12 protein-coding genes are annotated in these 14,001 nt (G+C 42.1%); 1 reads left to right on the top strand and 11 read right to left on the bottom strand.

Translation table 11 applies throughout. The features are described 5' to 3' along the window. Window positions 1–451 precede the first annotated feature (451 nt). Window positions 452–2,452, top strand: coding sequence for an oxidoreductase (locus PG840_RS03370; protein ID WP_195501767.1), 2,001 nt, complete (start codon window positions 452–454; stop codon window positions 2,450–2,452). 224 nt (window positions 2,453–2,676) lie between these two features. Here PG840_RS03370 and PG840_RS03365 read toward each other — a convergent pair whose 3' ends face one another. The 11 genes from PG840_RS03365 to dprA all read right to left on the bottom strand — a co-directional run bounded on the left by PG840_RS03365 (window position 2,677) and on the right by dprA (window position 14,001). Continuing rightward, complete coding sequence (locus tag PG840_RS03365) at window positions 2,677–3,192, bottom strand: YqeG family HAD IIIA-type phosphatase (RefSeq protein ID WP_055155622.1); 516 nt, start codon at window positions 3,190–3,192, stop codon at window positions 2,677–2,679. Then, entirely contained in the window at window positions 3,185–3,976 is a 792-nt protein-coding gene (locus PG840_RS03360) for a shikimate kinase (RefSeq protein WP_022220383.1), read from the bottom strand. The genes PG840_RS03365 and PG840_RS03360 overlap by 8 nt, the downstream gene beginning before the upstream one ends. Before the next feature lie 106 nt (window positions 3,977–4,082). Next, on the bottom strand, window positions 4,083–4,811 hold the full coding sequence (locus PG840_RS03355) for a peptidoglycan recognition protein family protein (RefSeq protein ID WP_008375036.1): 729 nt from the start codon (window positions 4,809–4,811) through the stop codon (window positions 4,083–4,085). A 276-nt stretch (window positions 4,812–5,087) separates the two neighbouring features. Then, window positions 5,088–6,542, bottom strand: coding sequence for an IMP dehydrogenase (gene guaB, locus PG840_RS03350; protein WP_117834063.1), 1,455 nt, complete (start codon window positions 6,540–6,542; stop codon window positions 5,088–5,090). A gap of 207 nt (window positions 6,543–6,749) precedes the next feature. Beyond that, complete coding sequence (locus PG840_RS03345; RefSeq protein ID WP_055155625.1) at window positions 6,750–7,241, bottom strand: DUF6106 family protein; 492 nt, start codon at window positions 7,239–7,241, stop codon at window positions 6,750–6,752. A gap of 100 nt (window positions 7,242–7,341) precedes the next feature. Next, the gene (gene groL / locus PG840_RS03340) at window positions 7,342–8,967 is read right to left on the bottom strand and encodes a chaperonin GroEL (protein ID WP_008375030.1); all 1,626 of its coding nucleotides are present in this window, start codon (window positions 8,965–8,967) and stop codon (window positions 7,342–7,344) included. A gap of 83 nt (window positions 8,968–9,050) precedes the next feature. Further along, complete coding sequence (locus PG840_RS03335; protein ID WP_022220380.1) at window positions 9,051–9,335, bottom strand: co-chaperone GroES; 285 nt, start codon at window positions 9,333–9,335, stop codon at window positions 9,051–9,053. A 118-nt stretch (window positions 9,336–9,453) separates the two neighbouring features. Then, window positions 9,454–9,759, bottom strand: coding sequence for a hypothetical protein (locus PG840_RS03330; protein WP_008375025.1), 306 nt, complete (start codon window positions 9,757–9,759; stop codon window positions 9,454–9,456). An 87-nt stretch (window positions 9,760–9,846) separates the two neighbouring features. Next, window positions 9,847–10,629 carry a GTP-sensing pleiotropic transcriptional regulator CodY gene (gene codY / locus PG840_RS03325; protein ID WP_022220379.1) on the bottom strand — a complete coding sequence of 261 codons (783 nt, stop codon included), beginning with the start codon at window positions 10,627–10,629 and terminating at the stop codon, window positions 9,847–9,849. Window positions 10,630–10,783: 154 nt separating this feature from the next. Further along, window positions 10,784–12,871, bottom strand: coding sequence for a type I DNA topoisomerase (gene topA, locus PG840_RS03320; protein ID WP_270205246.1), 2,088 nt, complete (start codon window positions 12,869–12,871; stop codon window positions 10,784–10,786). Between the two features lie 32 nt (window positions 12,872–12,903). Next, the gene (gene dprA / locus PG840_RS03315) at window positions 12,904–14,001 is read right to left on the bottom strand and encodes a DNA-processing protein DprA (protein ID WP_243002757.1); all 1,098 of its coding nucleotides are present in this window, start codon (window positions 13,999–14,001) and stop codon (window positions 12,904–12,906) included.

The raw sequence follows: 14,001 nt of genomic DNA, 5'->3' as shown, positions 1-14,001 counted from the left end.
AATTTAATTTATTCTATACTAGTGTCACAAAGTAATGCAACTGATTCAGATTCATAAAACCATCACCCTCTTTCCTGTTCTTATATTAAACATAGCATAAATTATTTAATTATTCTATAGTTTTGTTTAAATTGTCTATCTTTTTCCACTTCTCGTCTTCCTGGTATAATTTTGTTTTTATCTTTTTCACTGTTTCTATAGTTATATTCTATTATTTTTCTATGTATTTTCAATTTGTATTTTTCAGTTTTTTGTAGTTATAATGGATTTAACAAAAACCGGTACGCCCAAGCCGGTATAAGACAACCTCGTGTGACTAAGATTTTTTGAGGATTGCAGGAATTGCATAGCAATGGAGCAATCCGATTACATCAGTGAGTGGCAAAATTTACTTTTGACACTCACATCATTTTATTTTGATTATTAAGTCATTTTTACGGAGGAATTTCTAATGAAAAGCAAATACAAACACATTTTCGAGCCATTTACCATCAAACATATGACGGTCAAGAACCGTATCGTCATGACTCCAATGGGAACCAACTACGGTGAACAGAATGGTGAAATGAGTTTTCTTCATATCAATTATTACGAGCAGCGTGCAAAAGGCGGTACAGGACTTCTCATCGTAGAGAACGCCAGCGTTGATTCTCCACAGGGATCTAACGGAACCACACAGCTTCGTATCGATCAGGATAACTACATTCCAAGACTTTTCAAACTTTGCGAAACAGTACACAAACATGGATCCTGCATTGCAATCCAGATCAATCATGCCGGTGCTTCTGCACAGTCAGCACGTATCAATATGCAGCCGGTTTCTGCTTCTGATGTTCCTTCAAAAGCAGGCGGTGAAATTCCGCGTCCACTGGAAAAAGATGAAATCATGCATATTGTTAAAAAATACGGTGAAGCCGCAAAACGTGCTCAGATCGCAGGGTTTGACGCTGTAGAAATCCACGCAGGACATTCTTACCTTATAAGCCAGTTCCTTTCACCTCTTACAAATAAGAGAACAGACGAATTCGGCGGATCTTTGGAAAACCGTGCAAGACTTGCAAAACTTGTTATTGAAGAAGTTAGAAGACAGGTTGGACCATTCTTCCCTATCTTTGTTCGTATCAGTGCGGACGAATTTATGGATGGCGGAAATACTTTGGATGACTGTCTTGATTACCTGCAGTACTTCCAGGAAGAAGTTGACGTATTCGACGTATCTGCCGGTCTGAACGGATCCATCCAGTACCAGATTGATGCCAATTACCTTCCGGATGGATGGCGTTCTTATATGGCAAAAGCTGTAAAAGAACGTTACGGCAAACCATGTATGACAATGGGTAACATCCGTAACCCACAGGTTGCTGAAGATATTCTTGCAAGAGGCGATGCTGACCTGATCGGTATGGGACGTGGACTGATCGCTGATCCGGAATGGGTAAATAAAGTAGAATTCGGTGATGAATGTGATATCCGTAAATGTATTTCTTGTAACATCGGATGTGCAGGACACCGTATCGGAATCAACCGTCCGATCCGTTGTACTGTTAACCCGTCTGTAAATGGCGGCGAAGATTACAAAAAGCAGAAAATCAACAAGCCTTGCAACGTTGTTGTGATCGGTGGTGGTACTGCCGGACTGGAAGCTGCATGTACAGCTGCCGAGGTTGGATGCACTACTTTCCTGATCGAGAAGAAACCGGAACTCGGCGGACTTGCCGCCCTGATCTCCAAGATCCCGGATAAGAAGAGACTTGCTGACTTCCCGAACTATCTGATCCATCGCGCAAGCAAGCTGAAAAACCTGTTCATCTTCAAGAACACGGAAGCTACGATTGAAATGATCAGAAGCATGAACCCGAACATTATTGTAAATGCTACCGGTTCTAATCCGCTCCTTCCACCGATCAAGGGTCTTCATGAGAATATTGACAAAGAGAGCGGAAAAGTTTCTTCTATTACAAATATGATCAACCATGTTATGGAATATCCAGAAGATCTGAAAGGTAAAAAAGTCGTTGTTATCGGTGGCGGTGCCGTAGGTCTTGACGTAGTAGAATTCTTTGCTCCACGTGGCGCTGATGTAAGCATTGTGGAAATGATGCCGGTAATCGGTAACGGAATTGATCCGGTATCCAAAGTCGGAACCTTTGCACTGATGGATAAATATGGTGTAAAACAGTGTCCAAATACTGCTCTTCTTGAAGTTAAAGCAGATTCCTTCCTTGTTAAAACGCCAGAAGGAAATGAAGAAGAAATGCTATTTGATTATGGATTTGTATGTCTTGGTATGAGAGCAAACGCTCCAATCCTCGATGCAGTCCGTAAAGAATTCGAAGATGAAGATGTTGAAATCATGAACATCGGTGATAGTGTACGTGCCCGCCGTATCATCGAAGGTACAGAAGAAGGACGTAACATCCTGAATGTTCTTGCCAAACATGACTACTTATAAGATTTTGTAAATATAGTATCCCCCCTGATGTCCCCTGGTTCTCGTTATGAGAACCGGGGGATTTCTATTTACTTTACTAAAAAGAATGTGCCTTGGCACATTTTCGCGCCGAGCGCAGTCGCTTGCAACATTCTTCATCTTCGTGCGAGTGCACATTTTCGGCACGCAGTGCCTTTTATTTGATAGGAAGTTCCTTCGGAATTTCCTATCAAAAAATGCCCTGCCTACTTGCAGGACATTCTCTTTTCGTTCTCTTTTTTATAGAAATGTAATACAATCTTCTCCAGATATCTTTTCAGCACAATCTGAATCTCTTCTTTTGGATAGATTGGCTTCACCAGAATACTCTTCATCCCGGTACGCTTCGCTCCCCACACATCCGTAAAAAGCTGATCTCCGATAAATACAGTGTTTCCTCTGTCCGTTTGCATCAGCTCCATGGCTTTTATATAATTCTTCGTGGAAGGCTTATGCGCATTAAACACATACTTGCTCTGCACCTTTTCGGCAAAAGGCTTTACACGTGGTTCCTGGTTATTGGAAATCAGGCATGTATCAAACCCGATGCTGCGCAGCCTGTCAAAAAGACAGATTGCTCTCTCATCTGCCGGTGCTCCATGCGGAACCAGCGTATTGTCAATGTCAAATACCAGTCCACGACAGCCTTCCCGATACATTTTTTCAAAATCCAGTACATAAGTGGACGCTACATATTCGTCCGGATAAAAGGTCTTAAACATGATTCTCATCCATTTCCAGAAGCTTCTGAATCAGATCTTCACAGATCTGCAGAACCGTCTTGTTATCTGTATCTACAACGATATCTGCAGCCGCCTCGTATTTTTCTCTTCTTGCTTCCATCAGCTGCTCGATATATTCTACATTCTTGTGTCCATTGAGCAGCGGTCTGTCGTCACTGTCTTTTACACGGTCAAGAATGGTCTGTGGATGTGCAGTAAGGAGTACTACACGACCATTTTTCTTCATCTCCGCGACATTGCGTTCACGCATTGCCACACCACCACCACAGGAAATGATCACATTCTTCTTCTCCTGCATCTCGATCAGAAGATTGGTTTCCATATTACGGAAGTATTCCTCCCCATAGGTCTCAAAAATATCGGAAATACTCATGCCTTCGCGTTCTGCAATCAGCTGGTCCATCTCAACCACTTCCATGGCAAACATGGTACTAAGATAATCAGAGATCGTACTTTTTCCAGCTCCCATAAACCCGATCAGGACAATGTTGTAATCAAAAAGCTTCCTAGCCTGGATCTTCTTACTGTTGCGCTGGATACGCTCAAATACATCATAAATCTCGTCTCTGTGCTTATCATTGTGAAGGCTGAACATCAGTCTCTTCTTCTGCTTTTCTTCCTGTTCCGGCTGCAGGATCGGCATACCATACTCTTCTTTGTATGCCATGATCTTTTCAATGATCGCATATCTTTCTTTTAATGCCTCTGTGATCTTCGCATCACAGTTTGCAAGCTCTTCACGGTATAATTCCAAATCGTTCATCTATCAATTCCTCGTTTCTCACTCTACTGCTTTCCGGGTGCCTTCAATTGCCCGTTATATTAAAACATTATAGCAGACACTTTGAAAGTGAATCAATAGATATTTTTTATTTTGCGTTATCCAGGACCGCTTTTACATCACTTTTAAACTGCTTCCAGGCATCTTCATTTTCGACAAAGTATTTCGGACAGATTTTCCCTGTAATATCATAATGTCGGATCACATCTTCTTCTGTCAGCGAAAACTTTTCACACAGCCATGCTGTAAGTTGTACCATGCTCTTATAAGTTGCCTCGTTGAACTTTCCGGTCTCATCCGGATGACAGCACTCAATGGACACCGTATCAAAATTCCGTGTATTGGACGCATAAGCAACCTCCCAGGTTGGTACGCACTGTACGATTTCCCCGTCCAGTCCTACTACAAAATTACTGCTTGCCTGCGTAATGTGACTGTCCTTCAGTCCCTCAAAATAGTCTCTGTTCTCCATCGCTGTCGAACCAGGATTGGCAGTGTAATGAATGACTATTCCGGTAATCTCATTGGTTGAAAGTCCCGGTCTTGAATATTCATTCACAGTTAACAGTTCTACATCAATATCCGGCTTTTGGGCACTGATCACTTCATCAGAAAGCTCACTGTATGCTCTCTGTGCAAAGATTCCTCTTCCACTGATCTTCATAATAGAAAGTGCAAGAAGCAGTGTGATCAGGATCGTACTTCCCACCTTTATATAACGGCTCATTCTGCGCCTCTTATTCGCCTCATAATAGCTTTTTCCATCGCCACCCCTGTACAGGTTGGCTCTGGTGTTTTTCTTCTTTCTTCGGTTCATTTCGTCATCTCAATCTTTTGTGTTTTTTGCAAATTTTCTGTTGGAATCCCAACTATATCCAGACTATCATAAAATGGTGAGAAATTGTTGAAAAAATTATTATTTTTTTATTAAGGTAGTCGGAAGGGGACGTGTACCCCTCCGAAAAAACAATTGCCGCTGGATTCAGTTGACTGTTGAAGGTTTGGGTGAAGTTTGAAAATAGTTGGATAATGTAAGAGAGAAGAATCGTCTCTCCTACGGAAATGATTCTTCTCTCTTGATTAATTTTGCATCTTATTCATCTACGCTGTAGTTTGGTGCTTCTTTTGTGATGTGAATGTCGTGTGGATGGCTTTCTTTGAGGGATGCGGAAGAAATTTTTACGAAACGTCCTGTTGTCTTGAGAGTTTCGATGTCTGGTGCTCCACAATAACCCATTCCGGAACGGAGACCGCCCATTAACTGGAATACAGTATCTTCTACAGATCCTTTATAGGCAACTCGTCCTTCTACGCCTTCCGGTACAAGCTTCTTCGCATCTGTCTGGAAGTATCTGTCTTTGCTTCCGTTCTCCATTGCTGCGATAGATCCCATTCCACGATATACTTTGTATTTTCTTCCCTGATAGAGTTCGAATGTTCCCGGGCTCTCATCGCATCCTGCGAAGATACTTCCCATCATACATACGTTGGCTCCGGCTGCGATCGCCTTTGTCATATCACCTGAGTACTTAATACCACCATCTGCAATAATCGGAATTCCCGACTCTTTTGCTGCTTCGTAGCAGTCCATAACAGCTGTGATCTGTGGTACACCGATACCGGCTACGATACGGGTTGTACAGATGGATCCAGGTCCGATACCAACCTTTACTGCATCAACACCTGCATCGATCAGCGCTTTTGTTGCTTCTCCTGTTGCAACGTTACCTGCGATCACCTGAAGATTCGGGAATGCATCCTTGATCATTCTTACGGTACGAAGTACATTTGCTGAATGTCCGTGTGCCGAATCAAGTACTACTACATCAACTTTTGCTTTTACAAGAGCTTCTGCTCTTTCAAGACAGTTCGCTGTAATACCGATCGCTGCACCACACAGAAGTCTTCCCTGCGCGTCTTTTGCTGACAGTGGGTATTTGATCTGTTTTTCAATATCTTTAATTGTGATCAGACCTTTTAAGTTAAAATCTTTGTCTACGATTGGAAGTTTTTCTTTTCTTGCTTTTGCGAGGATCTTCTTTGCTTCTTCCAGGGTGATACCTTCCTGTGCTGTTACAAGACCTTCGCTTGTCATGGATTCTTTGATCTTCTTGGAGAAATCTTCTTCAAACTTGAGGTCACGGTTCGTAATGATACCTACCAGCTTTCTTCCCTCTGTGATCGGAACTCCGGAAATACGGAACTTCGCCATCAGTTCATTAGCATCTGCCAGTGTATGCTCCGGCGACAGATAGAATGGATCTGTAATAACACCATTCTCAGAACGCTTAACCTTGTCTACTTCTTCTGCCTGCTGTTCAATCGACATATTCTTGTGAATAATACCGATACCTCCCTGGCGTGCCATAGCGATCGCCATACGATGTTCGGTAACAGTGTCCATTCCCGCACTCATCATCGGTATGTTAAGCTTAATGCCCTTTGTAAGATAAGTTGATAAATCAACCTGATTTGGAATTACTTCTGAATAAGAAGGTACCAGAAGTACATCATCGAAGGTGATTCCTTCTCCAATAATCTTTCCCATGATTTTTCTTCCTTTCTCTCTCGTCTGTAATTTTGATTATCTGCTATGATAACGCATAAATCTATGCTATGTCAAGTCCTTTATCGAGTACATTCGTCCGTCCGTGACAATCACATTTCTACAGATCACTGATAATTTTACGTAACCGTCTTTCCGGATGCAATTGTACCTCGGAACCTGCAAGCTTTTCTGCACGTCTTTCGGGAATTATTTACAAAATACTTTTCTTGGTGCCAGCATCTTCAGTCCTTCACAAACTGTCTTATTTGGCTCAAAAATAATTTTTTTCTTTTCCCCGTTATTTACAACGATCAGCTCATATGTATCTGCCCCCGGCATACCTGAACTGTAATCGGTTCCTTTCAGTCCTTGATAAGGTCTGAGTTCCGGCGAACCGGAAGGTGCCATCATCTCAAGATCCGTCATCTCCATGGAAAACATATTTTTCCGACGGGATTTTGCCATAATCTTATCAATATCAAGACTCCCATTCACAAATAAATACTCATATTCAACATCCATACTCCGGAACAAAAAAACATCCAGTGCGATCATGATCACCGGACCAATTATTCCGAATGGGATCATAAATATAAGTACGACCGACAGAACAGTAAGTATGATAAGTATTGCTTTGATCAGCGTCGTCGAAGATGCTTTCTGCCTCTTCACCAGCTGTTCTGTGTAAAAATCACCCATATCCTAACCTCCAAATTTATATATTAGAACTATTGTAACACTTTTATAATAAAAAGAAAACTCCTCTTCTGAGGAGTTTTCTAAAAATCATATTTTTAGCTTACATCATGCCCATTCCCGGAGCTCCGCCCGCCGGCATAGCCGGTGCATCTTCTTTGATGTTAGCAACAACGGATTCTGTTGTAAGGAGTGTAGATGCAACACTTGTAGCGTTCTGCAGTGCGCTTCTTGTTACTTTTGCAGGATCAAGGATACCTGCTTTCACCATATCTACATATTCTTCATTGTAAGCATCAAAGCCATTTCCCGGTTCAGCTTCTCTTACCTTGTTGATGATAACTGCGCCTTCAAGACCTGCGTTAGCTGAAATGTGGAATAATGGTGCTTCCAGAGCTTTGAGGACTACTTTTGCCCCTGTCTTTTCATCACCTTCCAGAGTTTCTGCAAGTTTGGCAACTTCTTTTGATGCATGGATGTATGCTGATCCACCACCTGCAATGATTCCTTCTTCTACTGCTGCTCTTGTTGCATTAAGAGCATCTTCCATACGGAGTTTTGCTTCTTTCATCTCTGTCTCAGTAGCAGCACCTACACGGATAACTGCAACTCCGCCGGCGAGTTTTGCAAGTCTTTCCTGAAGTTTTTCTTTATCAAAATCAGATGTTGTCTCTTCGATCTGAGCTTTAATCTGTCCGATTCTGGCTTCCAGAGCAGCCTTATCGCCCATACCATCAACGATGACTGTATTCTCTTTCTGAACTTTTACAGATTTTGCACGTCCAAGCTGTGCCATTGTTGTATCTTTCAGTTCCAGACCAAGTTCTTCTGAGATTACCTGTCCGCCTGTTAAGATTGCAATATCTTCCAGCATAGCTTTTCTTCTGTCACCATATCCAGGTGCTTTTACTGCAACTACATTGAATGTTCCACGCAGTTTGTTGACGATCAGAGTTGTAAGAGCTTCTCCTTCGATATCTTCTGCTACGATAAGAAGTTTTGCTCCTGACTGTACGATCTGTTCCAGCAGTGGAAGGATTTCCTGAATATTAGAAATCTTCTTGTCTGTGATCAGGATATATGGATCGTCAAGATTTGCTTCCATCTTTTCCATATCAGTGCACATATATGCTGAAATATATCCACGGTCGAATTGCATACCTTCTACAAGGTCAAGCTCTGTCTTCATTGTCTTTGACTCTTCAATTGTGATAACGCCATCGTTGGAAACTTTATCCATAGCTTCTGCTACCATCTCACCAACACTGTCATCACTTGCTGAAATAGCTGCTACTCTTGCGATCTGCTCTCTTCCTGTAACTTTGCTGCTCATCTTCTTGATAGCTTCTACAGCACAGTCTGTTGCTTTCTTCATACCTTTTCTTAATACGATCGGGTTTGCACCTGCTTCCAGGTTCTTCATTCCTTCGTGTACCATAGCCTGTGCAAGAACAGTTGCTGTTGTTGTACCATCACCTGCAACATCGTTGGTCTTAGATGCAACTTCACGGATCAGCTGTGCTCCCATATTTTCAAATGCATCTTCCAGTTCGATTTCTTTTGCGATTGTTACACCGTCATTTGTGATAAGCGGTGCTCCGAATGATTTATCCAGGACTACGTTTCTTCCTTTTGGTCCGATTGTTACTCTTACTGTATCAGCAAGTTTGTTGACACCTGCTTCCAGTGCCTTTCTTGCGTCTGCTCCGTATTTAATTTCCTTTGCCATTTCTATCACTCCTGATTCTTAAAAATAAAATTCTGTTCTAATCTGAAAATCTGATTTTTATCTGTATATGATATCCTGCCGGATTATCTGATCACTGCAAGAATATCATTCTGTTTTACAATGATGTACTCTTCATCATCGAGTTCTACTTCTGTACCTGCATATTTGGAATAGATAACTTTATCACCTACTGAAACATTCATCGTAACTTCTTTTCCATCAACAACTCCGCCAGGTCCTACAGCAACAACTTCTGCCTGCTGTGGTTTTTCCTTTGACTGTCCAGGAAGTACGATTCCTGATTTGGTAGTCTCCTCTGCAACTAACTGTTTTAATACAACTCTGTCAGCTAATGGTTCTAATTTCATTATAATTCCTCCTAACTCTATCTTGTTAGCACTCAACAAAATCGAGTGCTAAAAACTTTCTAGGTATAAGATAGCACTCTCTTTCTTTTTTGTCAACATTCGATTTTGAATTTTATAATTACTTTAGATTTATTTCATAAAATCCATTCGTCACCTGCAGAACCAGAATCATACCTGCACGGTTCTCATAACGCTCCTTTATCATCCCTGTACACACAGTCTCACAAGTGATCGTCCGGATCCGGCATTCATATACTGCATCCAGTGAAATATCAGAAAGACTGCCTGAGCGCAGGATCAGATGTACCTGCTCCATCTCCTTCTGATATTCTATGACTGTTGCCTCATAAATATTCTCATCTTTTTCCTTATCTTCTTTCAGATACTGTACCATCGTAAGTACAGCTTTATCTCCATCATACATGCTCTCTTCTCTCCTTTTTACAAATATAATTCCCCGTTAAAGAAAAGGGCATCAGATTTGTCTGATACCCCTCTTTTACTTTTATCCTTAATTCATTTTTTCTTTTTTAATCTTATCCAGTTCTTTGAACACGTAATCATTCACAACCTTGATGTAAGTTCCTTTCATACCGGATGAACGGGATTCGATCACACCCGCACTCTCAAATTTGCGGAGTGCATTGACAATTACAGAACGGGTGATTCCCACACGGTCTGCAATCTTGCTTGCCACCAGAATCCCTTCCATTCCGTTAAGTTCATCAAAAATATGGATGATTGCTTCCAGCTCAGAGAAAGAAAGGGTGCTGATCGCAGATTGTACGATCTGTTCTTTTCTGGTCTCTTCTGCACTCTCTTCATTAACAGAGCGGAGCATCTCAAGTCCCACGACAGTGGTTCCGTACTCACTCAAAATGATGTCATCAATTTCGTACATGGACTCTTTTCTGTATAAAAACAGAGTTCCAAGTCTCTCTCCTGCAATGTTGATTGGAGTAATGATCGCCTGATATCCCTGGGATACATCAGCTGTAAATCCAAGTGTCTGCAGATTAACATTCTCTTTTGTGGAAAGAATACTGAGAAGACGTTCATTCAACATCGGATCAATATGTTCTCCCACTTCGTCCTGCAAAAGTTCATGGATCTCCGGGACTCCTTCACATGTGCTGACACCGAGTACCTTTCCTTTCTTACTAACTACCAGTACATTCGATGCCAGAATCTCTGTCAGAACTTCACAGATATCTGTAAACACAACTTTGCTTGAATTATTATTGTGCAACAGTTTGTTAATTTTTCTTGTTTTATCCAATAATTGTACGCTCATATCTGCCTCCATATACTTTTATTAAAAATGTGCGTTTCCGTTCGCATTTTTCACGAATATGAAATATTGTTGAAATTATGCACACAAATTAGTCAAAAAAATGTGCATATAAATATATTATCATACAATTCTGAATAGTTCAATGAAATTTGATTTATTTTTCATCTTTCTCTTTATTTTTAACAAACCCACACTGTTCATTACCGCAGACAAGTTTATTTCCCTTTTCTACCATATAGCTTCCGCATTTCGGACATTTTTCTTCTGATGGCTTCTGCCATGACATAAAATCACATTCCGGATTATCCTCACATCCGTAATAACGTCTGCCTTTCTTTGTCTTACGCAGTACAATGTCTTTTCCGCATTTCGGGCAGGCAACTCCGATCTTCTCCAGATACGGTTTGGTGTTGCGGCATTCCGGGAATCCGGGACATGCAAGGAACTTTCCATGAGGACCGTATTTGATGACCATATTTCTTCCACATTCTTCGCAGACTACATCGGTTACCTCATCCTCAATTTTAACTGTTTCCAGCTCTTTTTCTGCTTTTTCAACCGCTTCATTCAGATCCGGATAGAAATTGCTGATAACCGATTTCCACTCTACCTTTCCTTCTGCGATCATATCCAGAAGTCCTTCCATATAAGCGGTAAAGTTGACATCGACAATGCTTGTGAAAGACTGCTTCATAATATTATTGACCACTTCACCAAGCTCAGTCATATAAAGATTCTTGTTCTCTTTTGCAACGTATCTTCTTGCAATAATCGTAGAGATCGTTGGTGCATAGGTACTCGGACGTCCGATTCCAAGTTCTTCCAGTGTCTTTACAAGAGATGCCTCGGTGTAATGTGCAGGTGGCTGTGTGAAATGCTGCTTATAGTCAAAGGATTCTTTCGTCAGTTCTGAATCTTTATCGATACTCTTGACCATTACATTTCCACTCTGTTTTTCCTCATCGCTTTCCACATATGCCAGACGGAAACCTTCAAATATAATCTTAGATGCCGATACCGTAAAACGGTAATCATCTGCTCCGATTTTAACAGAAGTTGTCTCATATTTTGCCGGCTGCATTCTGCTCGCCACAAAACGCTTCCAGATCAGCTGATACAGACGGAACTGGTCTCTTGTAAGAGATTCTTTGATTTCTGCCGGAACACGGGTAACATCTGACGGGCGGATGGCTTCGTGTGCATCCTGAATATTTTTCCCGTCATTCTTCTGCTTCTGTTCCGATGCAGCCTCTGCCACATACTCTTCTCCGTAGGCTTTTCCAACGTAGGCTCTTGCATTTGCATCCGCCTCCTCAGAGATACGGGTCGAATCCGTACGCAGGTAAGTGATCAGACCAACCGTTCCACTTCCTTTGATATCCACACCTTCATAAAGCTGCTGTGCGATACGCATCGTCTTTGAAGTTGCAAAATTCAATGCTTTGGATGCCTCCTGCTGAAGGGTACTGGTTGTAAACGGAAGCGGTGCTTTTTTGCTTCTCTCACCGCGCTTTACATCGACCACTTTATATTCTGCCTCTTCCAGATCTGCAAGAATCTTATGCAGTTCTTCTTCGTTATGGATGGTGATCTTCTCATCCTTTGTTCCATAGAATTTTGCTGTAAGAGGCTTCTTTTCTCCCTTTACCTTGAAATTGGCGTCCAGTGACCAGTATTCTTCCGGAATAAACGCTGCGATCTCATCTTCCCGGTCTGCAATGATGCGAAGTGCCACAGACTGCACACGACCGGCACTAAGTCCTCTTTTTACTTTTGCCCAGAGAACCGGACTGATCTTATATCCCACGATACGATCCAGCACACGACGCGCCTGCTGCGCATCTACCAGATCCATGTCGATATCACGTGCATTTTTCAGGGATGCCTTTACCGCACTTTTAGTGATCTCGTTAAAGCTGATCCGGTATACTTTCTTTCCTTCCAGTTTAAGTGCTTTCATCAAGTGCCAGGAAATTGCTTCTCCTTCGCGGTCCGGGTCAGTTGCAAGATAAATCTTATCTGCTTTTTTTACTTCTTTTCTAAGTCCTGCAAGGATCTCACCTTTTCCTCTGATTGTAATGTATTTCGGCTCAAAGTCATGCTCCAGGTCTACTCCCATCTGACTTTTCGGCAAATCTCTTACATGTCCGTTTGATGCCATTACCACGTAATTGCTGCCGAGAAATTTCTTTATGGTCTTCACTTTTGTCGGTGACTCTACAATCACAAGATAACGTGCCATATATTATATTCCTCCATATTAATAGTGTCAGATCATTTAGCTCTGACATAATAATTTTTTGATCTTTCCTGAATGCATCCTTTCAACTGAAGAGATACACAGATTCCCATCACCTCCTGTGGAGTAAGTCCGGTTTCTCTCTGTAAATCATCCAGCCCCCGCGGATACAAACCGAGCTTACTATACACCAAATTTTCTTTCGTTTCAAGCTTTATTTTATTTTTCGTGTCTGATATAATTGCGATTTTCTTCTTTAGCAACCCTTTTATAACCAGTTCTTCCAGCAAATCTTCTTCATTCAGAAGAATCCCTGCTCCCTGCCGGATCAGGCGGTTACAACCACAGCTCAGCGGCTCTGTCACCATCCCCGGGAGAGCATAAATGTCTCTTCCTTGTTCAAGAGCCATGTCTGCTGTAATCAGGGATCCGCTCTTTTCTTTTGCCTCCATAACAAGTACCACATCGGCAAGTCCGCTGATCAGACGGTTTCTTGCCGGAAAATGCCAGGCAACCGGTGGAGTTCCCGGTGGCTGTTCAGACAGTATGCCGCCCCGCTTTATCAAATCATTATAGAGTCCTTTATGTGCCGCCGGATAACATACATCCGCTCCGCCTCCCAGGACCGCAAATGTCTTTCCTCCAACATTTAATGCAGCCCGGTGTGCCATCCCGTCAATTCCCAGTGCCATTCCACTGATGATCTGGATTCCACTCTCCGCAAGTCTTTCCACAAAGCGAAGCGTCATTTTTTCACCATAGCTGCTACATCTTCTGGCACCCACCACCGCCACCGACGGGATTCCCTCCTGTGGCATCTCCCCGATAAAAAAGAGTGCATACGGCATTCCCGCAAGTTCTTCAAGCCGCTTCGGATAATTTTTCTGGCCACGGACTGCCATCTGAATTCCCCGGTCCACCGCTTTTTGATACGCTTCCCTCCAGTTCCTTTTTTTCTTACTTTCTTTCAGGATCTCCCACTCTTTTTCTGTAATTGTCTGTTCTCTGATTCCTTTTTCTTCTATATAATAGACTGCTTCCGCAGATCCGTTTTTTCTGCATAATTCACACTTCCTGCCACCGGTGATTCCTTCCACACACGCCAGCCAATATGTATACCACATTTCACTCAT

The organism is Coprococcus sp. AM97-35 (assembly GCF_027697525.1).
GTDB classification, from domain to species: domain Bacteria; phylum Bacillota; class Clostridia; order Lachnospirales; family Lachnospiraceae; genus Allocoprococcus; species Allocoprococcus comes.
Note: the sequence above shows the minus strand (reverse complement) of the source record. Positions and strands in the feature narration are given on the sequence as shown.

What these genes read in the sequence shown, in the direction of transcription:
- PG840_RS03370 (WP_195501767.1), top strand. Translation starts at nt 452, where the DNA reads ATGAAAAGCAAATACAAACACATTTTCGAGCCATTTACCATCAAACAT.
- PG840_RS03365 (WP_055155622.1), bottom strand. Translation starts at nt 3,192, where the DNA reads ATGTTTAAGACCTTTTATCCGGACGAATATGTAGCGTCCACTTATGTA.
- PG840_RS03360 (WP_022220383.1), bottom strand. Translation starts at nt 3,976, where the DNA reads ATGAACGATTTGGAATTATACCGTGAAGAGCTTGCAAACTGTGATGCG.
- PG840_RS03355 (WP_008375036.1), bottom strand. Translation starts at nt 4,811, where the DNA reads ATGAACCGAAGAAAGAAGAAAAACACCAGAGCCAACCTGTACAGGGGT.
- guaB (WP_117834063.1), bottom strand. Translation starts at nt 6,542, where the DNA reads ATGGGAAAGATTATTGGAGAAGGAATCACCTTCGATGATGTACTTCTG.
- PG840_RS03345 (WP_055155625.1), bottom strand. Translation starts at nt 7,241, where the DNA reads ATGGGTGATTTTTACACAGAACAGCTGGTGAAGAGGCAGAAAGCATCT.
- groL (WP_008375030.1), bottom strand. Translation starts at nt 8,967, where the DNA reads ATGGCAAAGGAAATTAAATACGGAGCAGACGCAAGAAAGGCACTGGAA.
- PG840_RS03335 (WP_022220380.1), bottom strand. Translation starts at nt 9,335, where the DNA reads ATGAAATTAGAACCATTAGCTGACAGAGTTGTATTAAAACAGTTAGTT.
- PG840_RS03330 (WP_008375025.1), bottom strand. Translation starts at nt 9,759, where the DNA reads ATGTATGATGGAGATAAAGCTGTACTTACGATGGTACAGTATCTGAAA.
- codY (WP_022220379.1), bottom strand. Translation starts at nt 10,629, where the DNA reads ATGAGCGTACAATTATTGGATAAAACAAGAAAAATTAACAAACTGTTG.
- topA (WP_270205246.1), bottom strand. Translation starts at nt 12,871, where the DNA reads ATGGCACGTTATCTTGTGATTGTAGAGTCACCGACAAAAGTGAAGACC.
- dprA (WP_243002757.1), bottom strand. Translation starts at nt 14,001, where the DNA reads ATGAGTGAAATGTGGTATACATATTGGCTGGCGTGTGTGGAAGGAATC.